The sequence below is a fragment of the Spirosoma spitsbergense DSM 19989 genome (assembly GCF_000374085.1).
Lineage (GTDB): Bacteria > Bacteroidota > Bacteroidia > Cytophagales > Spirosomataceae > Spirosoma > Spirosoma spitsbergense.
In genome coordinates, this window is the sequence record NZ_KB893400.1 from 68,807 (window position 1) to 95,363 (window position 26,557).

Annotated in this window: 22 protein-coding genes; 12 read left to right on the plus strand and 10 right to left on the minus strand. The window is 49.3% G+C overall.

Features of this window, described 5'->3' with window-relative positions; translation table 11 throughout:
• Nucleotides 1–28 precede the first annotated feature (28 nt).
• The 3 genes from B157_RS0103450 to B157_RS0103460 all read left to right on the plus strand — a co-directional run bounded on the left by B157_RS0103450 (nucleotide 29) and on the right by B157_RS0103460 (nucleotide 3,935).
• Entirely contained in the window at nucleotides 29–1,549 is a 1,521-nt protein-coding gene (locus B157_RS0103450; protein ID WP_020601987.1) for a capsule assembly Wzi family protein, read from the plus strand.
• Between the two features lie 144 nt (nucleotides 1,550–1,693).
• Complete coding sequence (locus B157_RS0103455) at nucleotides 1,694–2,944, plus strand: serine hydrolase domain-containing protein (RefSeq protein ID WP_020601988.1); 1,251 nt, start codon at nucleotides 1,694–1,696, stop codon at nucleotides 2,942–2,944.
• A gap of 67 nt (nucleotides 2,945–3,011) precedes the next feature.
• Nucleotides 3,012–3,935, plus strand: coding sequence for an alpha/beta hydrolase (locus B157_RS0103460; RefSeq protein ID WP_041951876.1), 924 nt, complete (start codon nucleotides 3,012–3,014; stop codon nucleotides 3,933–3,935).
• A 135-nt stretch (nucleotides 3,936–4,070) separates the two neighbouring features.
• Here B157_RS0103460 and B157_RS0103465 read toward each other — a convergent pair whose 3' ends face one another.
• From B157_RS0103465 to B157_RS0103475, 3 genes are all read right to left on the minus strand, one after another.
• The gene (locus B157_RS0103465; RefSeq protein ID WP_020601990.1) at nucleotides 4,071–4,433 is read right to left on the minus strand and encodes a hypothetical protein; all 363 of its coding nucleotides are present in this window, start codon (nucleotides 4,431–4,433) and stop codon (nucleotides 4,071–4,073) included.
• A 229-nt stretch (nucleotides 4,434–4,662) separates the two neighbouring features.
• Complete coding sequence (locus tag B157_RS0103470) at nucleotides 4,663–5,568, minus strand: prohibitin family protein (RefSeq protein WP_020601991.1); 906 nt, start codon at nucleotides 5,566–5,568, stop codon at nucleotides 4,663–4,665.
• Nucleotides 5,569–5,848: 280 nt separating this feature from the next.
• Nucleotides 5,849–6,298: a DUF1573 domain-containing protein gene (locus B157_RS0103475; protein ID WP_020601992.1), complete on the minus strand. Its 450-nt coding sequence runs from the start codon at nucleotides 6,296–6,298 to the stop codon at nucleotides 5,849–5,851.
• A gap of 242 nt (nucleotides 6,299–6,540) precedes the next feature.
• On the opposite strand from B157_RS0103475, the gene B157_RS0103480 reads away from it, so the two are divergent.
• From B157_RS0103480 to B157_RS0103505, 6 genes are all read left to right on the plus strand, one after another.
• The gene (locus B157_RS0103480; RefSeq protein WP_026308459.1) at nucleotides 6,541–8,961 is read left to right on the plus strand and encodes an alpha-ketoacid dehydrogenase subunit alpha/beta; all 2,421 of its coding nucleotides are present in this window, start codon (nucleotides 6,541–6,543) and stop codon (nucleotides 8,959–8,961) included.
• Between the two features lie 41 nt (nucleotides 8,962–9,002).
• Complete coding sequence (locus B157_RS0103485; RefSeq protein WP_026308460.1) at nucleotides 9,003–10,271, plus strand: 4Fe-4S dicluster domain-containing protein; 1,269 nt, start codon at nucleotides 9,003–9,005, stop codon at nucleotides 10,269–10,271.
• The gene (locus tag B157_RS0103490; protein ID WP_020601995.1) at nucleotides 10,272–10,829 is read left to right on the plus strand and encodes an NADH-quinone oxidoreductase subunit J family protein; all 558 of its coding nucleotides are present in this window, start codon (nucleotides 10,272–10,274) and stop codon (nucleotides 10,827–10,829) included. It begins immediately after the preceding gene.
• On the plus strand, nucleotides 10,816–11,127 hold the full coding sequence (gene nuoK / locus B157_RS0103495; RefSeq protein ID WP_020601996.1) for an NADH-quinone oxidoreductase subunit NuoK: 312 nt from the start codon (nucleotides 10,816–10,818) through the stop codon (nucleotides 11,125–11,127). Before B157_RS0103490 ends, nuoK begins: the two co-directional genes overlap by 14 nt.
• Before the next feature lie 133 nt (nucleotides 11,128–11,260).
• Complete coding sequence (locus tag B157_RS0103500) at nucleotides 11,261–13,168, plus strand: NADH-quinone oxidoreductase subunit 5 family protein (RefSeq protein ID WP_020601997.1); 1,908 nt, start codon at nucleotides 11,261–11,263, stop codon at nucleotides 13,166–13,168.
• A gap of 42 nt (nucleotides 13,169–13,210) precedes the next feature.
• On the plus strand, nucleotides 13,211–14,875 hold the full coding sequence (locus B157_RS0103505) for a complex I subunit 4 family protein (RefSeq protein ID WP_020601998.1): 1,665 nt from the start codon (nucleotides 13,211–13,213) through the stop codon (nucleotides 14,873–14,875).
• A gap of 4 nt (nucleotides 14,876–14,879) precedes the next feature.
• On the opposite strand, the gene gldG is transcribed toward B157_RS0103505, so the two are convergent.
• The 3 genes from gldG to B157_RS0103520 form a co-directional block, all read right to left on the minus strand.
• Complete coding sequence (gldG, locus tag B157_RS0103510; RefSeq protein WP_026308461.1) at nucleotides 14,880–16,577, minus strand: gliding motility-associated ABC transporter substrate-binding protein GldG; 1,698 nt, start codon at nucleotides 16,575–16,577, stop codon at nucleotides 14,880–14,882.
• Nucleotides 16,578–16,630: 53 nt separating this feature from the next.
• Entirely contained in the window at nucleotides 16,631–16,879 is a 249-nt protein-coding gene (locus tag B157_RS0103515) for a hypothetical protein (protein WP_020602000.1), read from the minus strand.
• Nucleotides 16,880–16,987: 108 nt separating this feature from the next.
• Nucleotides 16,988–20,683 (minus strand): putative LPS assembly protein LptD, encoded by a 3,696-nt coding sequence (locus B157_RS0103520; protein ID WP_425423186.1) that lies wholly within the window; start codon nucleotides 20,681–20,683, stop codon nucleotides 16,988–16,990.
• Between the two features lie 235 nt (nucleotides 20,684–20,918).
• On the opposite strand from B157_RS0103520, the gene B157_RS0103525 reads away from it, so the two are divergent.
• The 3 genes from B157_RS0103525 to B157_RS0103535 all read left to right on the plus strand — a co-directional run bounded on the left by B157_RS0103525 (nucleotide 20,919) and on the right by B157_RS0103535 (nucleotide 24,567).
• Nucleotides 20,919–21,758, plus strand: coding sequence for an N-acetylmuramoyl-L-alanine amidase family protein (locus B157_RS0103525; protein ID WP_020602002.1), 840 nt, complete (start codon nucleotides 20,919–20,921; stop codon nucleotides 21,756–21,758).
• A gap of 162 nt (nucleotides 21,759–21,920) precedes the next feature.
• Entirely contained in the window at nucleotides 21,921–22,919 is a 999-nt protein-coding gene (locus B157_RS0103530) for an MlaD family protein (protein WP_041951884.1), read from the plus strand.
• Nucleotides 22,920–22,956: 37 nt separating this feature from the next.
• Nucleotides 22,957–24,567: an acyl-CoA carboxylase subunit beta gene (locus B157_RS0103535; protein ID WP_020602004.1), complete on the plus strand. Its 1,611-nt coding sequence runs from the start codon at nucleotides 22,957–22,959 to the stop codon at nucleotides 24,565–24,567.
• Here B157_RS0103535 and B157_RS37235 read toward each other — a convergent pair whose 3' ends face one another.
• The 4 genes from B157_RS37235 to B157_RS0103550 all read right to left on the minus strand — a co-directional run bounded on the left by B157_RS37235 (nucleotide 24,568) and on the right by B157_RS0103550 (nucleotide 26,288).
• Entirely contained in the window at nucleotides 24,568–24,843 is a 276-nt protein-coding gene (locus B157_RS37235; protein ID WP_342664685.1) for a Kazal-type serine protease inhibitor family protein, read from the minus strand.
• A 3-nt stretch (nucleotides 24,844–24,846) separates the two neighbouring features.
• Nucleotides 24,847–25,263 carry a c-type cytochrome gene (locus tag B157_RS0103540; protein ID WP_020602005.1) on the minus strand — a complete coding sequence of 139 codons (417 nt, stop codon included), beginning with the start codon at nucleotides 25,261–25,263 and terminating at the stop codon, nucleotides 24,847–24,849.
• A 10-nt stretch (nucleotides 25,264–25,273) separates the two neighbouring features.
• Complete coding sequence (gene gldD, locus B157_RS0103545; protein ID WP_026308462.1) at nucleotides 25,274–25,861, minus strand: gliding motility lipoprotein GldD; 588 nt, start codon at nucleotides 25,859–25,861, stop codon at nucleotides 25,274–25,276.
• 136 nt (nucleotides 25,862–25,997) lie between these two features.
• A complete protein-coding gene (locus B157_RS0103550; protein ID WP_018617676.1) occupies nucleotides 25,998–26,288 on the minus strand; it encodes a hypothetical protein in 291 nt (96 codons plus the stop codon).
• Between the last annotated feature and the right edge of the window lie 269 nt (nucleotides 26,289–26,557).

Below are 26,557 nucleotides of genomic sequence, written 5' to 3' on the forward strand. Positions count from 1 at the left end.
CGCTCCATTCGTATAACCGGCTTATTATATGAGGGCTTTTTTTGCATGGGCTTGCTATGGCGTACTTATCTTTTCCAGTTGTACATCGGTCTACGCCCAGCATATACATCAGTACAGTATAGAAACCGGTGCCTTATTTTCCTCAGGCCAGACACCTTTCTGGCTACGGGCCAATCAGTACGGGATTGTTCCGGTGGAGAACCCCGCTCTACGATTGAATGCCAGATTATATTCCGATTATAAAGCAACGGATAGTACTGGCCACAAAGCCATCGTTGACTGGGGTTATGGTCTCAACGTTGTCACGAATGTAGGAGCAACAAATCAGTTTATTATTCCTGAAGCTTACGTAAAAGGGCGTTTTGGTGCCTTTGAAATCTATGCAGGCCGTCGAAAAGAGATCATAGGCCTTGTCGACACGCTTCTTACAAGCGGCTCCTATATCTGGTCTGGAAATGCGTTGCCATTTCCCAAAATTCAGGTTGCCTTACCTGCTTTCACGCCCGTACCTTTCACAAAAGGCATTGTATCCATTATGGGTACTTTTTCGCACGGCTGGTTCGAAAATGCTGATCGGTTGGTAAAAGGTTCCTACCTGCATCAATCATCCGTTTATGGAAGGCTGGGTAAACCGTCATGGCGCGTAAAGCTATACGGAGGGGCTAATCATCAGGTTATGTGGGCTGGACGTTCCGACTACCTGGATCCCACAGTAGCTGCCAATGGGCAACTACCATCCAGCATTAAATATTTTCCAGCCGTTGTACTGGGAACGCAGAACCCTTTTCCTGATGACCAGACTATTCAGACAATCAGCCGCTTTGAGGAAAATCGTATTGGTAACCATCTCGGGTCGATTGATGTAGCGGCTGAGGTTAATTTAAACCAGTGGAATTTATTCGCCTATCGGCAATTCGTTTATGATGATGGTTCGCTGTTTTACGGCACGAACTTGAACGATGGATTGAATGGCCTACGTATAAGAAACAATTATCAACCCGACAGATCAGCATTTTTTCTACGCCAGATTACAATAGAATATCTTTTCACCGGTAGCCAGGGGGGTGATGTATTTATTCTTGAGGATCCCCAGAGACGAGGCCGTGATGATTATTTTAACAATAGCCAATATCTCGATGGCTGGACTTATTTTGGGCGAACTATCGGTACGCCGTTTCTCACACCGCAACAAGAGGTAAATCCATCGTTACCACCTCGTTATGGTATAGCAAACAACCGCGTCAGTGCATTCCATCTTGGCTTAAGTGCATTAGTGTTCAATAAAGTGGATATCACATCCCGTTTGTCATTTAGTCGTAATGCAGGGACATATGCGGTTCTTTATCTCCATATTCCCGGCCAGTTTTCTGGCCTCCTGACTGCATCACTACCCATAAATCTGTTTGGTGGGACGGTATTGAATGGTTCTCTTGCTATAGACTCGGGTGGATTATTGCCTAATAGTGTGGGTGGGTATATTAGCCTGCGAAAAACGGGTATGATTAACAGAAAGCGCCCAGCTGTACATTCACCCAATAAGTATTTTTAATTAATGCTCCATCCCTGTTTTGTGGGGTGGCCATTAAAAAACTTTAACGTGATTTTTGCAGAAAATCGACAGGTATTTTTTTGTAAATACTATTTTTGCCGAAATCGGGTTGATATAATAATCATATAAGTAAAAGGCGTGAGAATGGTGCAGAAAGGGAAAATATGTAATTGGTTTATAATGGTAGTTTTAGTAGGAGTGGGGGGGGCATGTGGCCAGGACGCTCAGAAAAAATTGAACCAGTCGACCCAGAGTATGCGCACGTGCGCTGACGATCAGGCCCTTACTCGAACTGAGCAGGAGAAAATCAGGCAACAGATACATGCAGATGATAAAGCCCGGCAGATTGAAGAAATATTTCGGCAAAAAGTAAGGAGTGGACTTAATGGAAACGTACTGGTTGCCCAAAAAGGAATAGTGCTGTACAAACACTGTTTTGGGTTGGGTCATTTCGAACGAAGCCAGCGCGATACCCTGGTTGATGATTCGAAATTTCAGTTAGCTTCCCTCTCCAAAACGTTTACAGCCGTTGGTACCCTGAAACTTATCCAGGCAGGAAAGCTGAGTTTTGAGGATACTATTCAAAAATTCTACCCCGATTTTCCCTATCATGGCATCACCGTTCGTGAGCTGCTGAGTCACCGTAGTGGTCTGCCAAATTACCAGTACGCGTTTGATGACAGCATGAAGGTTAATTTTTACAAGAGAGAAAAACCTTACCCGTCCAATGCAACGATTATGCACTGGTTTGCAACGGTAAAACCAACACCCCAAAAATATAACATTCCCGGTCGGGGCTTCAGTTACAGCAATACGAACTACATGGTTTTGGCTTCAATCATTGAAAAAGTGAGTGGCCAAAGCTATGAATCATTCATTCACAGGAATATTTTTGAGCCACTGGGAATGCACCAGACTTTCGTGGCTACTACTAAAAATGACTCAATCAATCATCACCGGACGGCTGGCTATCAGTGGAACCGGCGCATTCCTAAAGATTATTACGATGATGTAGTTGGTGATAAGGGAATTTATTCTACTACCGGTGATTTATTCCGCTGGTATCGTGCCTTGAATGGGGATTGCCTGCTACCGAAAAAGATGCTGGCCGAAGCCTTTGTTCCCCGCAGCTTTGAGCGAAAAAGTGCTAAGAATTATGGGTACGGGTTTCGGATGATGCTGAACGAAACCAACCAACCCGAATATATTTATCACTCCGGTTGGTGGAAAGGATACAATACCATGTTCTGGTTTAGCCCCAAAGACGAATATGTGATTATTATTCTCGGGAATCGCTACAATACAACGGTGTACCGCGTTAAGGAATTGATCGATATATTACACGGAAATTCCAGTGATCAATCAGCAGAGACGGATGCCGAAGTAGAAATATGAGTAGAGCCGACTGGCTAGTCGGCTTTTTCCATTTTATACTGTTTCTATCATTAAGCGACCGTTCTCTATGCGATCTTTCCTATTCGCTATTTTTCTTATAACTACTTTGCCCGACATTACCTTTTCTCAGGAAGTAATTAACCTGTGGCCCTATAACGCTGTTCCTAACGCAATTTCCGGGGCCAGAATTACAGAAAAGTCTGAAACGGATGCCAATGGTATTCTACGGATCAGCAACGTATCCGTGCCCACTATAACAGCGTATCTACCGGCGAAGGCGAAGATGACCGGTGCGGCCGTTATGATTTGCCCTGGTGGGGGATATGGCATTCTGGCGGCTAGCCATGAAGGCTCCGACATAGCCCAATGGTTCAATGAAATGGGCGTAGCTGCTTTCGTGTTGAAATACCGACTGCCAAATCCGGAGATCATGACTAATCAGCAGGAGGTACCTTTGATGGATGCCATTCAGGGAATGACACTTATTCGGCAGAACGCGGGTAAATATGGTATTGATCCGGCTAAAATTGGCGTGATGGGTTTCTCGGCGGGGGGGCATTTGGCGTCAACACTGGCAACGCATTATCACCTCGATGCCAAAACCAGCGAAATGGCAAAGCCCGACTTCGCTATTTTGCTCTATCCAGTCATAACATTTGGCGAAAAAGCGCATGTCGGCTCCCGGAATAGTTTGCTGGGTAAGTTGACTACGTCGCCCGAAATGATTGCTTACTATTCTAATGAATTACAGGTAACGAATCGGACACCACCTACTTTTCTGGTTCATGCGGAAAATGACAAAGCTGTTCCGGTTGAAAACAGTATCAGTTTTTATCTGGCTTGTCTGAAAAATTCGGTTCCTGCCGAAATGCATTTGTACCCTGCCGGGGGGCATGGGTTTGGCATGCGTACCGCAACGTTTGGTTCGCTTAATACGTGGCCGGATGCCTGCAAGGCATGGTTGACCGCTTTAACCGTTCCCAAATCATAACATTACCCTCCTATAAATTTCAGTTTATTTATAGACAACCTCCCGAATCACGTAGTCTATTGATTACGTGATTTGGGAGGTTGTTTTAGTCGTCGGGCAATCATCTGTCAAACAGGCAGAACGCATTGGATGCGGCTAACTGGCCAGAAAATCGACCGCCTGCTTCAGTGTTCGCTCATTACTAGTTTCAGGGTCGGTATATGACCGTTCACCTACTTCTATGGTCAGTTCTTTTCCAATAAGCTGTTTGGTGTCCAGCTCCTTATTGGCTTCGGCATGAATACCTACCCGGTCAAACAGGCTGATAATCGCTGGCATACCGGCAGGCGACTGGTAAAACCGGTGTGATACATACCCTTCGTCATTCTCAAACCGGACGGCAAAGAAAGGGATACCCTTATATTCACTCGACCCCTCCTCAATATCCGTAATCGTTACCTGTTGCCGACCGTCGGGTAGCAACGCTTTATCCTGTCCCTTTTCTACTGCAATTTTCATAACGACAATTTGTGTTTTATTTGTATTATAAAAACTGAATGTGTAGCCGTTTGTTTCTGAAAAAAGGGTTTTTCTGGTAAAAATCTGCTCTAAGTCTTTATTTATATAAGGAGATTGTTTTTTAATATTTTACCTGTATTATAAATTTCTATCGACAGAATGACCAAAGCCGTTTACCAGTGTCCCGTCAGGACGCTAATAAACGGCTTTAGTCAGGCGTACAATTGAATTATTTATCGTTTAGAATCAGGGGAACACTTCCACGTCCATTCATGATGACAATTTTAGCATTTGGCGACGCTGCCAGTTCCTTCTGTGCTTTGATTTGCTCATACTGCAACTGCTTATCGCTCAGGCCTGTCGACAATATTTTCTGGTAATCGGCAATACCCTGGGCTTCAACCCGTTTCCGTTCGGCTTCCTGCCGCTCTTTCTGCAATACGAACTGCATCTTTTGGGCATCCTGCTCAGCATTGATTTTTGATTCAATGGTTTTTTTTACGGATGTGGGCAGGTCGATATTCCGAATTAATAATTGCTCCAGCATCAATCCACGCTGCTTAAAGTCAGCTTCAATCGTTTTATAGATACGGGTCTGAAATTCATCACGCCGGGTCGAGTATAACGCAACCGCGTCGTAGTAAACGGCATTGTCCCGAATACGGGTACGCGTAATGGGCCGGACTATTTTGTCCATGTAGTCTACACCAATCTGCCGATAAATCTTTGGCGCATCTGCCGGAATGAGCCGGTAAAGTACGGTAAGGTCGATAACCACTTCCAGTCCGTCGGCAGTGAGTACCCGAATGGCATCGTCACCCTGTTTCTGACCTTCATCGCGTGCGGCCGACATGGTGTAGTTCTGCGTTTTTACGTCAAACTCCGACACTTCAGCCAGTGGGTTGACGAAGTTCAGCCCTGCATTCAACGCACGTTCACTCACGTTACCAAAAAGGGAAACAACCCCCACCTGTCCGGCGTCAATTTGCCGGATACCAGAGGTAAGTGCGCCCAGCACAATCATAATAATACCGACTACTTTAACGGGTCTGGAAAAATGCGCGATAGCCAGGGCGGGGGTATTGATTGCAAAACCGGCAACTAATACCAGAATACCAAGAATGATAAAAAACATTGTATTGCGTGTATAAGCCGTCGAAATCAGACAGCCTTAGGTGAAAATAATGAGTAAAAGGCTATAACCTATTGTTCGTCAGCTCGTACTTTCCGGGAGGAGTGAATGTATGCTGGTTATAGAATTAACCAAATATAGCTGAATAGCAAGGGGTAAAAAATGGTATTTGGAAGAACGGGTGCCGGATTGGTCAATCGGCCTGGAAGAAGGATAACAAAAAAAGGCATCCGGTAAACAACCAGATGCCTTTCTTGACCACACTGTATAACCCTTCAGTAGATTATCGTGAAGTTTTCGTGCTCTTCTTCTTGTCTTTAGGCGCTACTGCTTCCGGCGTTGCTGCCGTAGAGGCTTCTTTCTGCGTAACAACTTCTCCTTTTAGATACAGAACCGTTTGGCCTGCCTCGGCATTGCTCGTTACCGTTACTGATTTGTTGAAAGGACCAGCAGCCGCTGCATTAAATGTAGCTGATACAGTGCCCGTTTTTCCCGGCATGACCGGTTCACGCGTCCAGCTTGGCTTGGTACAGCCACAGGAAGCCTGTGCATCATTGATAACGACTGGGTCGGAACCCGTATTCTTAAATTCAAATACATACGTTACCGGCTTACCCTGTTCAACTTTGCCAAAATCGTGCGTTTCCTGCGCGAATTTCAGAACTCCCTTCTGGGCGTAGCCAACTGCGACAAACACAAACAGAGCTACGAAAAGTGAAAAAGTCTTTTTCATTATACTAAACGGAATTATGATTTGGTTATTAAAATACTAAGTCTTGTACCGCTAGCCTGTGCAAACATTCTGCCAGAATGCATACTGTTGGCTGTTTCACTAACAAAGAAACAGATAAAATCGTTTTTTTGAAAGCTGACTTGTTTTATCTTACTTTACTTTCGCTTGGTAATCGACACACGGGTTGCCAGCGGCTTCATTGACAAATTGATAGTTAGACGATTTCAATCCGTATCCCTGTTTTGATAGCAAACGAACAACTCCGCTCGACTGATATTTTAAGTCGTGAAAAAATCCTGTTAGATTACCGAATGGCTTGTGAAAGCCGACAGGTAAGTCTGCTGGGTAGGCGCGATGTGATGGGAGGCCGGGCTAAATTTGGCATATTTGGTGACGGTAAGGAACTGGCTCAAATGGCAGCCGCACGGTTCTTCGACAAGGGTGATTATCGCTCAGGTTATTACCGCGACCAGACTTTTGTCGCTGCTTTAGGTGAACTGACCTGGCGGGAATTTTTCGCGCAGCTCTATGCGCATACGGATGTTGAAGCCGAGCCCAGCACGGCTGGCCGTTCCATGAACGGGCACTTTGCCACCCGCTGGCTTGATGAACAGGGGCTCTGGCGTAATCAGACTGAACTCTATAACTCCGTTTGTGATATTTCGCCCACAGCGGGGCAGATTCCCCGGTCGGTGGGACTGGCTTATGCATCTAAACTGTTTCGTCATAATCCCGATTTAGCAGCCCTGACCAATTTTTCCCGGAAAGGCAACGAAGTTGTGTTTGCCAATATTGGCGATGCCTCCACTTCTCAGGGTATGTTCTGGGAGACAATGAATGCCGCTGCCGTATTACAGGTTCCCTTGCTGACCTCCGTTTGGGACGATGGCTATGGAATTTCTGTGCCTACTGAATATCAGACCGTTAAAGGGAGTATATCGAAAGCGTTGGCTGGTTTTCAGCGGGATGATTCCAGCAAAGGTATCCGTGGAAAAGGGCTGGAAATTTTTACGGTAAAAGGGTGGGATTATGTTGGCCTGCTGGAAACGTATCAACAGGCTGCGCACATATGCCGCGAGGAGCAGGTACCTGTTCTGGTTCATGTGCAGGAGCTTACGCAGCCGCAGGGTCACTCATCATCGGGTTCGCATGAGCGGTATAAATCAAAAGACCGGCTGGCCTGGGAAGCAGAACACGACTGTAATCGGGTATTTCGGCAATGGATTCTGGAGAATGGATATGCCACTGCCGAAGAGCTGGAAACCATTGAGGAGGAAGCGAAGCGGGCGGCCAAGCAGGCCCGGCTTGAAGCCTGGAAAGCGTTTCAGGAATCCATGAAAGCGGATTTTGACAGCGCTCTTGAGCTACTTCAGCAGGTTGCCCGTCATAATCCAAAATCGGCCGAATTAATGGCTATTCGGGAAGAGTTACGAAAAGAATTCTCCCCAATTCGGCGGGATACCGTTTCGGCCGTGCGGAAAGCACTTCGGCTGCTCCGAACCGATTCCGGTACCGGGAAGCAACGATTAACAGACTGGCTGGAGCGTACAAATGCCGATAACAGAGAGCGATATAATTCACATCTGTACAGTGAGTCGCCGGACTCGCCAATGCGCATAAAAGGTGTTCCCGCACAATTTGCCGACGACAGTCCGGCACTTGATGGGTATCAGATACTACAACGGTATTTCGACAATCTGTTCACCCGCGATCCCCGTGTAGTGGCTTTGGGCGAGGACGTTGGTCTTATTGGCGACGTAAATCAGGGCTTCGCCGGTTTGCAGGAGAAGTTCGGAGAAATTCGTATTACGGACACGGGTATTCGCGAAACCACTATTATTGGACAAGGAATAGGGATGGCCATGCGGGGTCTGCGCCCTATTGTCGAAATTCAGTACTTTGACTACATCTATTATGCATTAGCCACGCTCACCGACGATTTAGCTACGTTGCTTTATCGCACCAAAGGTGGACAAAAGGCTCCGCTCATTGTCCGAACCCGTGGTCATCGACTGGAAGGAATCTGGCATTCCGGCTCACCAATGGCTGCTATGCTGGGCAGCCTGCGGGGATTACACATTCTGGTGCCGCGCAACATGACTCAGGCCGTCGGTTTTTATAACACACTCATCAAAGGAGATGACCCGGCACTGCTGATTGAATCGCTCAATGGGTATCGTCTTAAAGAGATTTTACCGAACAACTTAAGCGAGTTTTGTGTGCCGCTGGGCGTGCCGGAAACACTTCGTTCGGGTACCGACTTTACGATTGTTACTTACGGCTCTATGTGTCGGATTGTTATGGAAGCGGCCAGCCAGCTGGAGCAAATGAATATCAGTGTCGAGGTTATTGACGTGCAGACGCTTCTTCCGTTCGATGTGCATCATCTGATTGCCGAATCCGTCAGGAAAACAAATCGGGTGCTGTTCGCCGATGAAGATGTTCCGGGTGGCGCGTCGGCCTATATGATGCAACAGGTAATTGAGGGACAGGATGTGTATCGTTACCTGGATTCTGCTCCGCGCACGCTGTCGGCCAAGGCACACCGGCCACCCTACGGCTCCGATGGGGACTATTTTTCCAAGCCGAATGTTGATGATGTCATTGAGGCTGTATACGCGCTCATGAACGAAGCCGAGCCAGTACGCTTTCCCGAAATTTAACGGATGAGCGACCCAGGGCATACGCTTATTTATTCTCTACCATGTCATACTTTAAGGACGTAAAGACCGGCATTTTAACGTCAATCAAAGGGTTGAGTCTCACGTTTAGGCACTTGCGGAACGCCACTAAACGGCGTACCCCCGAAGGTATTGCCAGCGACAAGTACTTCGATTTGCAGGATGGCCTGGTTACACTCCAATACCCCTACGAACAATTACCCATCCCGGACAACGGACGCTATCGGCTCCGCAATGAGATTGACGATTGTATCGTGTGTGACAAATGCGCTAAAGTTTGCCCCGTCGACTGTATTACTATCGATGCCATCAAAGCGACCGAGGAGATTGGTCGCGCATCGGACGGGTCGCCGATTCGGTTATATGCGGCTACGTTTGATATCGACATGGCCAAGTGCTGCTATTGTGGTTTATGCACCGTAGTTTGCCCAACCGAGTGCCTGACGATGGACAAAAAATTCGACTACAGTGAGTTTGAACTGGGGAAACTAACCTACGAATTCTCGAACCTCAGTAAAGAACAGGCCGACGAGAAACGGGCATTGTACGAGCAGTTTTTGTTGGAAAAAGATGCTGCGAAAGCGGCCCAGACTGCGGCTAAAACAACGTCTGTTACGACTACAGACGCAACAACTGGCTCCACGAAGGAAGCACCAAAACGACCTGCGTTCCGGCCAACGGCGAAGCCTAAGACAATAGTATCCGCCGAGCCAGTACCCGATAAAGAGAATTCGGAAGAATCGACTGTCGAAAATTCGATTACGGATGCCACCCCCACCGAGATGGAGCGAATTGCCCAGGGAGGACTGGAGTTGGCAAAACACCCTGCTTTTGAGCCAACTCCGGTAACGGAAAGTCTCCCTACGGATGAAGCTATGAGGGATGAAGCAATCAGGGATGTGCCGGTTGCCGCTGAAAAGCCAGTAGCGTCAAAGCCCGCTTTCCGGCCAACCATGAAACCGCCGGTTGCCAAAAAAGAAGAAAAAGTGGAAGGGGAGCCTGAACCGGAAGCACCAAAACCAGCGGGTAAGCCGGCTGGTTTTCGCCCCACAATGAAACCGGCTGCGAAAGAATCCGTTGCTCCTCCTGCTACCGAATCGCCCAAACCAAAACCGGCTTTCAAACCGACAATGAAACCGTCGTTTCCGAAAGTTGAAGAGCTAAAAACAGACGCGCCAGTACCCGCCGAAGAGGTGGCAATACCGAAGTTAAAGCCCGCTTTTCGGCCCACCATGAAGCCAAAAGCAAAACCTGATGCGGCTAATCAAAGTAGCCCCGAAACAGATGAATAAATGCTCCAGCTTGCTTTCTATGCGTTTGCAGCGCTGACTCTCATCGGCGCGTTTGCGGTTCTGGTTACCCGCAATGTACTCTACGCGGCTTTTTTTCTGTTGCTGGCCCTACTGGGTACTGCAGGGTTATTTGTGCTGGCCAGTGCTGATTTCCTAGCTATTGCCCAGATAATGATCTATGTGGGGGGCGTGCTGGTGCTGGTGATTTTCGGGGTGATGCTCACTCACAAGCCGGATTCACCCATCGACATGAGTAATCAGCAACCGAATCGTATTCCCTCCTCAAATCGCAGGGGAGTCGGTTCTTCCTGGATTGTGGGTACACTGGTAGCCGGCAGTTTGTTTGCGGCTCTGTTTATCGTGTTGGTTCGGGCAAATTTCAGACTGTTGAGCCAACCCGTTGGATGGAAAAGTGCCGTTAATACAATCGGTATGCAACTGATGACCGAATACGTCGTTCCCTTTGAAACGGTTGCAATTCTGCTGCTCGCTGCGCTTGTAGGAGCTACTTACCTGGCCTCTCCACTCGCTAAACCGACCCGACATGCAACCCGTTGACAGTTTTCTTTTTTTGCTGGTAGGAGCCGCTTTATTCTGCATCGGCCTGACTGTCGTGGTGCTCAAACGGCATGCCATCGTGGTCCTGATGGGCATTGAACTCATGCTCAATGCGGTGAATATCAATCTCGTCGCTTTCAGTCAATACGATCCCGACCGAATACAGGGGCAGATGTTGGCGTTGTTTGTTATCATTGTGGCGGCTGCCGAATCGGCCGTTGCCCTGGCTATTCTCATCCAGGTTTACCGCCATTTCCGAACGGCCCAACTGGATGAACTGACCGAATTGAACCGCTGATCGTAACCATACGCCAATTTATCTGATAAATGGTGTGGCCGATACGTGTGAAGCTAGTTGAACCGAAATACACGGCTATTTGCTTCCCCGACAGATAATCGGGATATTTGCGGCCAATTCTGCCCGAATACGAATGCCCGTTGATACCTTCCAACTACTTCACCTGCTTACTGCTGCCCTGTTAGGGTTGCCTTTTGCGGGCTTTCTGGTTTTGGTATTGGCAAGCCGTCGGGTGTCGGGCGTACTGGCCATCCTGCTGACGACAACCGGGCTTGCCCTATCCGTCCTGCTGGCCTTAAAACTTCCTGAGCAGGGAGTTTCCATTCAGGCAAACTGGGCTACGCTGTCGGGAATATCGTTCCCAATCCGTTTTAGCGTCGATGCTTTAGCAGTTCTAATGCTGGTGGTAGTTCACTTTGTGGCGTTGTTAGTACAGATTTATTCTATATCCTACCTGCACGATGAGCCGAAGCTGAGCCGGTATTTTGCCTATCTGCAATTGTTTATTGGTGCCATGCTGGGCATTGTGCTGGCGGGAAACCTGCTGGTCATGTACGCTTTTTGGGAGTTGGTGGGGCTGGCATCGTACCTGCTCATTGGTTTCTATACCGAACGACCTGCGGCATCCAAAGCCGCTCAGAAAGCATTTCTGATGAATCGGGTTGGTGATATTGGGTTCCTGATTGGTATTTTCCTGACCTACTACTACTACGGTACGCTTGACCTCGTACTACTGACCGCAAAGGGGGGTACCGTTGTTATCCCGACCGCGTTGGGGTTGTGTCTGTTTATGGGCTGTGTGGGCAAATCGGCGCAGTTTCCGTTGCTAACCTGGCTGCCCGATGCCATGGAAGGACCGACCCCTGTTTCGGCCCTTCTGCATGCGGCTACAATGGTTGCGGCCGGTATTTTTCTTCTCGCCCGGATTCACCCGCTGCTCTCGCCCGATGCCCTGATGGTGATAGCCTTAGTTGGTACGATAACCACCGTTTGGGGAGGTTTTTCAGCCCTGTTTCAGACGGATATTAAAAAAGTACTGGCTTTCTCTACCGTTTCGCAACTGGGCCTGATGGTGGCGGCAATGGGGACCGGCCATGTGCAGGGAGCCATGTTCCATCTGCTCACTCATGCATGTTTTAAAGCGGGATTATTTCTGAGTGCGGGCGCGGTAATCCATGCCGTGCATACGCAGGACATGCGGTTGATGGGGGGATTGCGCCGTTCTCTGCCGACTACCTTTCTGGCTTATACCGCTTGTGCGGCCGCGCTGGTTGGGCTACCCTTCTTTTCTGGTTTTCTATCGAAAGAAACCATACTGAATGGTGCCTTTAGCTGGGCGGGCGAACATGATAACTTCCTGACGTATATCGTTCCGGTGTCACTTCTGCTGTCATCGGCACTCACTGCACTGTACATGGCCCGTCAATGGCGGCTCATTTTCTTTGGTCAATACCGGAACGAACTTATTCCGGCATCGCAGGCGCACGAACCCGACTGGCTCATGCGAGGCCCGGTGGTTTTACTGGCGATTTTTTCGGTAGGATTCTGGTTTTCCATAAACCCACTCTCTGCGCATGGGAGCTGGTTCTTTCGGGTTTTTCCACTAATGGAGGAAATAACTTTCTGGTGGATGGCTCCTCTTTCTATTGGTCTGGTATTAGTGGGAGGATGGCTTGGATTCCAGATGCAGGACCCCCGTCCCGACTCCAGTGTTGTCCAGCTGTCACTCCGATACGGTTTTCTCGATTTCTTCTACCAGTACCTGGTTATCAAACCAACGATCAGGCTGGCATCCCTGCTTAACCGGACAGACCATCGGGTGGTTGATGGGCTGGTCGATGGGTTTGGCGTATCCGTAGTTGTTTTAGCCCATATTATCCGCGTCGTCGATAAACTGGGACTTGATGGGTTTGTCAACCGAATTGCCTGGTTAGTAGGGCGATTGGGAAGGCTGACACGCTCCGTACAAAACGGTCGGATTCAGTCTTATATTACAGCGGCAGTGGTCGGGTTGTTAGTCGTACTTTGGTGGATTTTATGAGGATACCGGTAGCCCAATAAACTGGCGTTGCCCGTAATAACTATGATTCTTTCGCTACTTATTTTTCTTCCGTTACTTGGTTCGCTGGTTGTCGCGTTGCTGCCCGATAATCAAGGGGCAACGTTTCGATGGATTGCTTTACTGATTACACTGGCAGATGTTGCTCTGGCGGCCGTCACGTATGTGTCATTTGATACAACCCTTGCCGGGTATCAGCTCGTAGAGCAGGTCAACTGGATAACATTACCCCTTGGGGGATTGGGTGTTGCGTCCATCGATTATCTGGTTGGGATTGATGGAATAAGCATGCCACTGGTTGTTTTGTCGGCCGTGGTTATGCTGGTCGGTGTGGTTGCGTCCTGGCAACTGACGCATCGGCTCAAAGCGTATTATGCCCTGTATCTGCTGCTGACGGGAACCATCATGGGCTGTTTTGTCGCACTCGATTTCTTCCTGTTTTTTCTGTTTTTCGAGTTCATGCTCCTGCCCATGTACTTTCTCATCGGGCTGTGGGGGGGGGCACGCCGGGAGTATGCATCTATTAAATTTTTCCTGTACACATTGCTCGGCTCATTGCTGATTCTACTGGTTATGATCAGCCTGTACCTGTCCGTTATGGATCCCGTCAGTACGGCGGTGCTGGCTGGTCTAATCAATAACCCGGCGGAAGCAACGGCCGATGTCATCCGTAGTGTACAGACGTACCTTCAAAACGGGCAGTTGAATCCGGGACAAATCGTCCATACGTTCGATATGCGCTATCTGGCCGATGGTGGCAACTACCTGCCCGGGGCCTTCCTGAATCCTGCCGCCGAACCGATTATTCTGGGCCTTCCTGCCCGCTTGCTGGCTTTTTGGGTGATATTCATCGGCTTTGCCATCAAGCTTCCTATCGTACCGGTGCATACCTGGTTGCCCGATGCCCACGTGGAAGCGTCAACGCCGGTTTCGGTCGTGCTGGCGGGCGTGTTACTCAAGATTGGCGGCTACGGTTTTCTGCGAATTGTCTGGGATTTCTTTCCCGATGGAGCCGCCGAGTACGCCAAAATACTGGCGGGCTTAGGGGTATTGTCCATTGTGTACGGCGGGTTGAATGCGCTGGCTCAGTCCGACATAAAGAAGATGATTGCCTATTCGTCAGTGTCGCACATGGGGTTTGTGCTGCTGGGCGTGGCTTCCCTAACGGCCGAAGGGGTTAACGGGGCTATTTATCAGATGGTTAGTCATGGCGTATTGTCCGCCATGCTTTTTCTCATTGCCGGTGTCCTGTATGACCGCACTCACGACCGGCGTATTGACTCCTACCGGGGCCTGATGCAACCCATGCCCCAATACACTGTCCTGACGGCCATTGCTTTTTTTGCCTCACTGGGGCTACCGGGTTTTTCGGGATTCGTGGGCGAATTGTTTACCCTCATGGGTGGTTTCCAGTCGGCCTGGCTGCCCGGCTGGCTTACTGCCCTGGCTACGACTGGTATCCTGCTGGCGGCAGCCTACTTTTTGTGGACCCTCCAGCGGATGTTTTTTGGACCCTACTGGTCCCGTCATGAAGCGACTACCGTGTTAAACGACCTTACGTTTCGTGAAAAAATCTTATTGATTCCTTTGGGTGCCATGGCGCTGGGCCTGGGCCTGTTTCCAAACCTTATCTTTAATCTGAGTGGTGCTACCGTAGCGCAGTGGCTGGTAAAGTTTGCCGTGGAATAACAGGTTAGCGCCCGTATTGACTCCGACGAACAACTTGCCAGACGAAGCCAATAAGGCCGACCAGTGCCAGCGGGCCTAACAGGTTGAGCAACTGCCAGCCGGTACGATTGTCATCAACCCGAATTTTATCCAGCGGACGTAGGGTAACGGAACGGGAACGGGCGGTAATAACGCCGTTCGGGTCAATTAGGTAGTCAATCGCATTCAGGGCAAAATCCTTGTTGGCGTACGTATTCCGTGTGTATCGGTCAAAGCCAAGCGGGTAGGGCATATTACGCTTGTAATCGACATCATTGATAATTAAATCGCCGTCCGAACAAATGAGGATTCGGGATGCCGTGCCCTCAGCCCTGAACCCATTGGCACGCGGGTCGCCGGGGAGAATTCGATTGGCAAACAGCGATTGGAATTTTCCCTCGAGCAAACACCCAATGATGTGCGTCCCATCCGTATACGTGCTGGGGTCCGGTTGCTGACGGGCCTCATTGTACGAAATAAGGGCGGGTGTTTTCAGGATTTTAGTATAGGGTGAGGTTAGCAGCAGCGGTGTTTTCTGAATTAGCTGACCATCGCCACCTATAGACCGCACAGTATCCAGCGTACTGACAAACTTCCCCAGCACGGCATCGAGATTGCGAACAATGGGGTTTCCCGATGACCCAAAGTTGTTGAGCAATGGGTAGAACCGCCAGGGCACCAGTTGAATATTGGGTTTATCGCCCAGATTACCCACGTTGAGCGGAATGGCCGCACAATAATAATCCTTTACAATATCGCGGTTGATGCGCACGCCCCAGCGGAAAAATAAATTATCGAGGTTCAGGCTCAGGGGCTGAGCATACGTGCCTTCGTTATTGACACTATCGACCCGCTGCCCATCGACAAAAAACAGTGCCCGCCCGCCGTTGACGACAAACTGGTCCAGTTTGAAGATTTCTTCTTCCGAAAAAGCACTGTCAGGCTTGGGAACGATGACCAGATCAAGACCCATAACAGGACCGGGCTTGGCTATATCGATAAAGAACAAATCGTATTGCTGTTGCACGGAAGCCAGCAGGTCAGAAAAACGGGAAGGGGGCACTTTCGTATGACTATATAATAAGCCAACCCGTTTGCGGTCTTCTTTGGTCTGGGTAAGCTTTTGGATAGCCGAAGCCAGCTGAAATTCAACGCCTTCGTAGGATTGGTTCAACTGTTCCTCTGCTGTAGCGGTTTTGTTTCCCTTTAGTAGTTGAACCGGCGTTTCCCGGCCTTTGTAGGAAACAATAGCACCCGGAAAAACCAGTTTCTCCGTCCGTTTGCCGCCCTCGCTCGCGTAGAGGTTGGTAGGCAACAAACCTTTTTGCTGGAGTTTATCAATCAGTTTGTTCTTTTCATCGGTATTGGTAACGTCGTCCGGGTCGAGGAATCGATACGTGATTTTTTGATTTGCTTCGGCGAGTCCACGCTGGGCCTGAAACCCGTCCAGGGTTTCGCGAACTGCATTTTCGAGTCGCTTGAATCCGGGGGGTAAATCACCCGTTAGGTAAACGTCAATGTGTACATCATCGGGCAAGTTGGTCAGCAGGTGTTGCGTGGCGTCGGAAAGTGTAAAGCGCTTTTCCTGCGTGAGGTCGAGCCGAAAAAAAACGAACGCCGACAGTACATTGACAACCACTAGGGCAGCAATGACAGTAAGCGTTCGCACAAGAGAAGATTTCATACGGACTATAACGAAAGAACGCCTTATCCTATGCCTTCCGGCGCTGGTTTTCTTCAGTTCAACTGTTGAAAAGGAAGTTGGGCTATGTTTATCGCCCTGGCATCGTTTTTAATCGTTTGTAAGGATTCGATAAGCTCCGGGGCGATATCGAGTTCCTGCATCAGCCGATGCAGGCGGGTTTCCAGGTACACCAATCGGGTAATCATCTGGTTCATTTGCACGTCCTGCTGATCTTGCCGGGCCAGTAAATAATCGGCCTTTGCTTCCAGTTCATCCAGGCGTTTTTTTTCGTAGTTGGTCATGAGTGTTCGTTTAAAGATGGGTCATTACAAAAGCGGTAGTAAGGGCAAAATGCTACTTTTAAGACTATTGGATTGCTTTTGGTCACGATACCAATCCTGGGTTGCCAGCTACCGTCCATAAAAACCACCGTTATCGTAGAAACTCCGGCGCCGACTCAGCTTAAGTTCCTGCAGAATAGAGGACCGGGCACGCAAATCGAAGGAGTAGTTGCCGGATCGGAAATTGTTTCCCGAATAAGGTGTCCAGTTAAACGCCATTTCCCAGCAGTGCAGGTCGCGGTTTATTCCGATTGTCGTTAGCGTCGGGCTTTTGAACACAAAATCATACCCGGTATTGATGGTTACTTTCCACTTGGGTGTCAGGCTTAGGTCGCCGGTTAGGGTCAACGCCTGTATTACCTGCGATTGTTGGGGCGTCAACTTCGTCAGACCAAACGTATAGCTGACATTCATGGACCAGGGCACATTAAAGTCAACGTATAATTCCGGGTTATTGTTGATGGCCTTCATCGTAGCGTCGGACGCGTTTGGGCTGGTTTTGGGCTTTTTCCCCTGCTTGGGGGCAAACCGCGCGCTTAGGTAAGCCTGTAAGTTCGTCAGGCGAAGTAATCCCTGCCCGGCCTGAAACGCATACAGATTAGGCACTCGAATGAACTGCTGATTGACATAGGGCACTTCCGCATTCAGCGCCTGAATGGAAGGAGAATAAGATAGGGGCGTTAAGATACTGGACGTGGTGGGGAAGTAGTACTGTGCCTGACCACCGTAGCCCCGGTACGCGTAGGGGTCGAAGGTGGAAGAAAAGTTAAAACTGATGTTTTTGAAAATCTGCGTGTTGGCACTGACGGCAATGGGCGATAACTTGTAGTCGGGAGCCAGCAGGTTATAACTTCCGTTAAGGCTCAGGTTGTCGAAAATTGGAATCTTTTTAAACTCCTGCCCCGCCGAATCACTTCGGGTTCGAACTTTCATTTCCAGTTGATTGACTATCCCGAACGAGATAAATGCTGACTGCGTACTAGATGCACCGCTACTGCCCCCGCTGCCATCCACCCCCCGGAATACGGAAATAGTCCGGCGGTAGAGGGGTAAATTGGTCAGTGGTCCTTTTGCATCCAGCACAAAAAACTGTCCGAATGAGGGATTGGTAAAATCTGGTACGTAGCTAAACGAAATAGACGGGGCAACGGTGTGCCGAATGGCTTCAATCCGCTTGCTGCGGATGAAATAAGTGCCGTAGAATCGGGTGTTCATACTGGCATTGACCGAGAAGTTGTAGGATGGGAAGAAACCCCGAACGGTGTCAATCTTTACATCGTTGTGGGTGGCGTTATACTCCAGGTCGGGGCGTAGCTTCTTGCCGTATATATTGCCCTGGAGCGAGAAGCCCGGTGTAACGTTTATGTACCGTAGTAACTTGATGTTGGGCAGCGAAATGGGAATGCTGTAGCGGGCCTGTACCACGCGGTTCGCAAAGATTTGACTGGCATTTTCCAGGCTGAATGCAATCAGGTTCGGGTCGGCCTGAACGATGCCCAGCCGTAAATTAGTGGATCGGGTAATACTGTCCTGAATGCGCTGAAGACTGCTGATCGTCGTTAAATTGGTAACGACCGGAAAGCCAAGCCCGGTCGTGTCGATCTGCCGCCGGATGGTATTATTCACGGCAAAAGATCCGCTCACGTCAAGCCCGACCCGGAAGCTTTCGTACCAGCGGCCCGAACCGCCTTTGAGCGCAAAAGGGGAGATCTGGTTGAGACCAAAGTTGAAATCAGTCGACACATCGGTTTTGCCATTTTCCCGAACCCCCGTTTGCTGGTTTACCTGACCAAACTGCTGGTTGACCCGCACATTGGCCCCCGCCCGAACGTACTGCCCAAAGCTACGGCTGTACTGCACGGAGGAACCAGCCACGTTGGAAATGTAGGACTGGGTACTATAGGAGTTAAACTGGTTATAGCTATTGCTGCTGACGTTCACATTGGCTGAAAAACTCCCCCGGCCACGGGGAACCGGCGAGTGCGACCAGGTAAAGGAAAAGTCATTACGTGCCTTCTGCGTCGTATCGACCCGGTCGCCGGAGCGGTTTCGATTGAACTGCAGGTTGACCCCTCCGCTATACCGGTACCGCTTGTTGTAGGCGGATGACAGGCCTAGTCCCCAGCTTCCGCGTGAGTAAATCTGCCCTTTAAATTGCAGGCCCAGGTTTTCGTTAACGGCCCAGTAATAGCCTCCATCACGCAGGTAAAATCCCCGCCCATTTGGTTCTTCCCCATATTGCGGAACAATAATGCCGGATACCCCGATTTCCTTTTGCTTCGGAAACGGAAAAAAGCCGAAGGGTAACCCAATAGGTAATGGAATCTGATTGATAACCAGGTTGAACGGACCAGCTACTACCTGTTTGCCATGAATGACCTTCAGTTTACTGGCGTTGATGTGGAAGTGGGGAGTCGCCAGATTACAGGTTGTGTATATCGCTTTGCCGATGTACAGATTATCTTCGTCGTCCTTCTTAACCGTTTGCCCCCGGATATTTCCTTCGCCCTGCTGCGTAATAACGCCCTGAATCCTTCCCTTTCGGGATTTGAAATTATACCGAATCTCTTTCGCGTCGTACTTCCCGTCGCCATCCGAAAAAATTGGCCGACCGATTAACTTTTGTATGGTTGAATCATAACGCCCTTTCGCGTATACCTCATTGGTAAGGTAATTCATGCGGATATAGTCGGCTTTGAGCGAAATATCGCCGTAGTCGACACTGGCCTCGCCGAATAACTCAACCGTCTGTCCATCAGCCGCGTAGATGGTAGAGTCTTTGGCCTGATAATTGACAGTTGTTTTGAAATCATCAGTTGTTTTCACCGAATCGATCTGTACGGAGTCGATAGTGGCAACCGTAGCGGTAAGGTTTTGCGGGCGGACAATATTCGGCGAAACGATACCTAACTTACCGGCTTTAGGTTTTACCAGCACCGGCTTCGATGGAATGGCCGCAACTTTTTTGTCGGTAGCCAGTGTCGTTGTGGGTCGGGTAGGGCTGATTGGTGTTGTAGGCGGTGAATAAGGAACCTCCTGAGCGGGGACCGTAGCCGGAGGAATACCACCCTTCGATGGATTAACGGGTAAGGGCTTGGCCTGCACTACCGATGGGGTAACAGGAATCGGCGTAGGTTTTGTCGCGACCTGTTTTTGAGACGGAACCGTTTGGGCCGAGTCTTTTATCGCAACCCGTACTACCGGTGTATAGGGAAGAACCGTTACTGGTTTGACCAGACCGGGGGATAAGGAAACGGGTTTGGGAAGTGGCGTGCTTACCCGTTTCGGCAGTAGACGACTGATCTGAATCTCCTTTACTGATTCGCGTTGGCTGGACGTATTGGAGACAATACGTATCGAGTCGATATTGACGGGAATAATGGATATAGACTTAACTAAGTTGATAGACACCGGCGGAATACGCACCAGAAGTGGCCGTACACGTTTAGGTGTCAGTGCTGTAACCTTTATTACCTGTCTCTGTTCTGTCAGGCGTATGGAATCACCCGTGGTAATTACCTTCTGTATCAGGAGGGAATCGGCATTGGGCGGGCGAACGACTACGTTGGGTGGACGAACAATTACATCGTTAGGAGGTATAGTATTAGATGGTACGGTGTTTTTATTGGATGGGGTGGGCCCCAGCCGACCGGGGACGGAATTAGGCCGGTTGAGTTCGCGCTCCAGCTCGCTTTCCTGCGGTGTTCGGGTTGGTTTTGGTGTAGTGGTAGTAGATGATGGTTTACTCTGCCCTGATGCACCCAACGCGATGAAGAGTAAGGCAATGCAAAACGTTGCACTCCTTTTACCTGTTCGTGCCAATAAGTGCCACAAAATAAAGTAGCCTTTTTTTGAGTTTATTAAAAAAATTATATTTGCCAATATATCGTTAAGTCTATGACTTACAAAGGTATCCACGAACCGCTATTCTACTACCGCTTTGAAACGTTTTCCGCTGTTAAAAATTATTAAACGAATGCGTTATCCAACTCCCGGAATAATGAAAACTCTGGTGTTGGCAGTGATGCCTTTACTCGCCCTGAAAACACCTGTTTCTCTGGTCGATGGTCTGACTCAGGACACGGTTCGCCGGGCCGAATCCCAGGAAACGAATCAGTCCCCAAGTATACCTAATCAACTTAGGACGGTGGTACTCGATGCGGGTCATGGCGGAAAAGACCCAGGCACGCATGGACGGTACGTTAAAGAGAAAAACATCAATCTTGAGCTTATCCTGCAACTGGGCCGGAAAATAAAGCGTAATCACCCGGATATTAGGGTAATCTACACCCGCTCTACTGACCATTTCGTTGATTTATACGAGCGGGGAGCCATTGCCAACCGGAACCGGGCCGACCTGTTTATTTCTATTCACTGCAATGCAAGTCCGTCAAGCAGTCAGGTGCATGGCACCGAAACATACACGTTAGGATTGCATCGAACGGAGCGTAATCTGGATGTTGCCCGGCGTGAGAATGCGGTAATCCTTCAGGAAAAAAATTACCAGCAAACCTATAAAGGCTTTGACCCCAATTCGCCGTTGGCCACCATTATGCTGGCCAATTACCAGCACGCTTTTATGGGTAGCAGTATCAACTTTGCCCAAAAAATAGAGCAAAGCTTCCGGCGTAATGCAGAGCGGAGGAGCAACGGTGTAAAACAGGCTGGTTTTATTGTACTCTGGAAGGCAACGATGCCCAGTGTTTTAATTGAGAGTGGTTATTTAACCAACCCTGCCGAAGAAAATTTCCTCCGGTCAGGAGATGGGCAGGAAGAAATTGCGGAGGCTATCTACAAAGCATTTGACCGCTATAAAGAGGAAATCGAAGCCGGGGGATAAACCCATATAACCAGGGTGCTTCTTTAGTGCTGTTCTCTTACCTTCAGGGCAACCACTCATACGAAAATCGCCGATTTTTGAGACAAACAATCCCGAAAGTTGGTTATACCGACAAACAAACGGAATGGTGTTGCCTCGCAGGTGGCTTACCTTCACACACGCATGAAAGTTTCTCAGGAAGTAAAAGTAGGCTTATTGGCTGTTGGCTCGCTGATGATGCTCTATTTTGGGTTTCGCTTTTTAAAAGGTTCGGATTTCTTTTCCTCCAATCATACGTATCAGGTTATTTACGACAATATTGATGGATTGACCGCTTCTAACCCGGTTCGAATCAATGGTTTATCGGTTGGCCGGGTAAAGACCATCGAAATCCTACAGGACCAGAACAACAAGTTACTGGTTACACTGGACCTCAATAAAAATATACGGGTAACAAAAGGGACAGAAGCGATTCTGGCTGACAACGGACTGTTGGGCGGTAAAGAGATTTTGCTGAATATCAAAGCAGGCCAGCCGGACCTGGAAGAGGGTGGTATGCTGGTCGGTACGAAAGAAACGGGACTAACCTCGCTGATCCGGGAAAAAACACTCCCGGTACTGAATAACGTAGACTCGCTTACCTACCAATTGAACCGGGTTGTGGCCCAGTTCGACCAGACAGGGGCCGTATTAAAACAGACACTCCGCAGTGCCGATGCGGGTATGAAGACCCTCGACCTGACTGTTTCCGAAAACCGGGCTGGCTTGCGGGCTACGCTGGCTAGTGTAAATAATCTGGCAAATTCACTGGCGGAAACAGAAAAGCAGCTTAATCCAATTTTGAGTAAAATGGATACGTTTGCCGACTCACTCCAGGGGCTGCAGATGAAACAGACGTTGCTCACGGTGAATAAAACAGTGGGTAATTTGCAGCGGATGCTGAGTGACATAAACAATGGCCGGGGGTCGTTAGGTAAGTTAGCTTCCGACGAGGCCCTATACCGGAACGTGAACGCCACCACTATGAGCATGGAGCGACTGCTGCGCGATCTGCGTGAAAACCCGAAGCGGTACGTGCATTTCTCCCTGTTCGGTCGGAAGAATAATAAGTTGCCGGGCGAAACGGATACGCTGTTTTTAGCCGCACCGTCCAAAGTCATGGCGCCTGACTCGGTGAAGTAGCCATTGCCGTTGACCGTATCATTACGTAAAAGACCTTATGCAAACCCTGCTCGATGAACTTGCTCAGCGCACGACAAAAACACAACTGGGCGGAGGCCAAAGAAAAATTGATGCCCAGCACGAAAAGGGTAAACTAACGGCCCGCGAGCGAATTGACTACCTAACAGACTCCGAGAAGCCGTTTGTTGAAATAGGCTTGTTTACCGGCGAAGGCATGTACGCCGAACATGGTGGATGCCCATCCGGTGGTGTTGTTGTGGGCATTGGTTACGTATCGGGACGGCAATGCGTAATCGTGGCAAATGATGCGACGGTGAAAGCCGGTGCCTGGTTTCCAATTACGGCCAAAAAGAACCTCCGGGCGCAGGAAATAGCCATGGAAAACCACCTGCCCATTATTTACTTGGTGGATAGTGCGGGTGTTTACCTCCCCTTGCAGGATGAAGTTTTTGCCGATAAAGAACATTTCGGACGTACGTTTCGGAATAATGCGCACCTTTCGGCAATGGGCATTTTGCAGGTGGCGGCTATTATGGGCAGTTGCGTAGCCGGTGGGGCTTACCTGCCCATTATGTCGGACGAGAGCCTGATAGTAGAGGGCACGGGGTCTATTTTTCTGGCTGGTCCTTACCTGGTAAAAGCGTCTATTGGCGAAGATGTCGACTCAGAAACCCTTGGCGGAGCCACGACCCACACGGATATTTCGGGCGTAGTCGATAATAAATACCCCGACGATAAAAGCTGTCTGGACGCTATCAAACGCATTTTTGATAAGTTAGGTCATCACGAAAAAGCGGGTTTCGACCGGGTTGAGCCAGCCTTACCCACTAAGAACCCGCACGATATTTTCCAGATTCTGCCTGCCGACCGCGTGAAACCCTACGATATGCAGGAAATTGTGGATAGGCTGGTGGACAACTCTGAGTTCGATGCGTATAAGCCCGACTATGGTCAGACGCTTCTGTGCGGCTACGCCCGAATTGACGGCTGGGCCGTTGGCATTGTGGCTAATCAGCGTAAAGTGGTAAAAGCAAAAGGGCGAACGGGCCAGCCAACCGAGATGCAGATGGGCGGGGTTATCTACGGTGATGCGGCCGATAAAGCCGCCCGCTTCATCATGAATTGTAACCAGAAGCGGATTCCGCTGGTGTTTTTGCAGGATGTGTCAGGCTTCATGGTGGGTAGTCGGGCCGAGCAGGGCGGAATTATTAAAGACGGGGCCAAAATGGTGAGTGCCATGGCCAATTCTGTGGTGCCTAAGTTCACGGTCGTTATCGGCAATTCGTACGGAGCGGGTAATTACGCCATGTGCGGCAAGGCCTACGACCCTCGCCTGATGCTGGCCTGGCCAACGGCACAAATGGCGGTAATGAGCGGGGCTTCTGCCGCCAAAACGTTACTCCAGATTCAGGTAGCATCCCAAAAAGCAAAGGGGAAACCCATGACTCCGGAGGAAGAACAGGCGCAACTGGATAAAATTACCGATCAGTACAACGCACAGCTTTCTCCTTATTACGCGGCCGCCCGGCTTTGGGTCGATGCTATTATTGATCCGCTCCAGACCCGCCAAATCCTGTCAGAAGGTATTGTTGCTGCCAACCACGCCCCCATCACAAAGGCGTATTCGGTAGGGGTGATTCAGACGTAGTTACTTGCCGCATTCTCCTTGCTTTACAACTCTGATCCCGTAACCCTCAGCGAAACAGGCGTTTCCGTACGTTTTTCCGTTACAACCACATACGGGCTGGTATATTAACGTACACAAACGACCATCACTGGGTTTTTCTACACAATCCGGGTCAACTTCCTTGTGGCAGCCAGCCCCGATGGTAAGCCAGAAAGCCAGTATAACTATGTGACGCATGCCGTTTCTTTTCCAACCATGACCCCAATCAGGGCGTGATGGTTGGAAAAGAAACGGCATTGCCTACTTTTCCCGAAGGGCTTTTACTTCCTCCGCTGTAATCGCATCGGCTTTATTACCAAAATTGCTTCGGATATAGGTCAGTACATCGGCAATCTGGGTGTCATTCAGGAAGGCGTGGGCGGGCATGGCATTGTCGTACATGTCGCCTTCAATTTCCTGTCCCTGCAATCCCTTCAATACCACATTAATGAGCCGACTTTTATCACCTAAAACCCAGTCGGTACCGCGCAAAGGCGGGTTTAGGTTGGGAACGCCCGAACCGCTCGCCTGGTGACAGGTAAGGCAGTTTTGTTCATACACGAGTTGGCCAGGCGACTTGGTTACGGCTGGTTTGTCGGTTTTAGCCGCCGGTTTTTTGGTTTGGGCCACTCCGACGGACAACGACAGGCAGGCAAAAAGGGTAAGTATCGCTTTCATGAATTCAGGGTTATTTTCTCCAGGTCAACGTGTTGAGTAAGTGTAGAATGTCTTTGCGAATGTATTGAATAACGGGTTGCAGCGAATCGTTTTCAGTAGCCGTGTTGAAGTACAGAGCGCCACGCAAAAAGTGCGTTGTCGAGTCCGTCGTGATAAACTGTACCTGGCTCGGTACTTCGCCCGATAAATCAATCAAGCTGGCTTCCAGTCCCGATTTTAACCGGATTTTCTTCTCTTCGATGGCGTAGGCTTTGATGTTATGCCGGGCCGCCAGTTTATACGAGTCCTCCAGCATCGCTCTCAACCGGTTCACGTCGTTCCGAACGGGCTTGTAGGTCAACTGTACGCTGGCGTGAAAGGTTGGATAGTTAATGAAAATCCAGTCGGGTTCCGACCGGGCGAAGGTATCCGGTAAAATTCGGGCAACTTTATTATACTCAAACTGATAAGGATGCGTAGGTTCGAGTAGGGTATAATCGGCCACCGGTAAATCGATTCGGGGAAAACCTTTCGGTTTGGGTATGTAATTCTCCGACGGGCTACTGCCACAGGCACTAAGCACAAGACCAGTAAGAAGTACAAGAAAAAGCCTGATCACGGGTGCAGGGTAGGATGGACGGCCACGTCCGGTTTAGATTAGTTGATGGTTGCTGGATGCGGCCCTCCTGGCTATGTAAGAACGTAAACGTCTGGCTGTTTGGTACCAGGCTATTGCGTTCTGTAATCGAGGCCACTTACGCATTTACGTCTTCCATTTCTTCCTGCCGCACGGGTTGTCCCATCAGGGTAGCAAAGCGGTTGACGTTGAAGGTTGGTTCAAACCAGACTTCGCCCATTACCGGATGCTTTACTGGCACATCCGGGTTCTTTATTTCGTTCAGTAAGATTCCGGTTTCGCCGGTTGTGTGGCGCTTTACCTGTCGTACGGTGTACATCTTATCCCGTTTGGGCGTCTGTATGCCAAACTCCGCATAAAAGGCCAGTACGGGAGCCGGGAAATTGTCGTTGGTGCAAATAACTTCCATTCGTTTATCGTGTGTTAAGCGTTGCCGGGTTGTCGCGGTGTTTTGTTTCCCATCATGATTCAACAAAGATAAGCTGATAGAAATTTCTTCAATTGCCAAATTTTCTTGATGGTCTTCTTCCTATACTGTTATTTCTTCCCTAACGGTATGTTTATTAAGCTACCGGAATCAGTAATCACCACCATTTCACATGCTTCTCCTTTTCCTGGAAGGTATAGCTAAATTTTTTACAATTCACCGTGTCAAATCAAATTGGATAGGGTAAATTG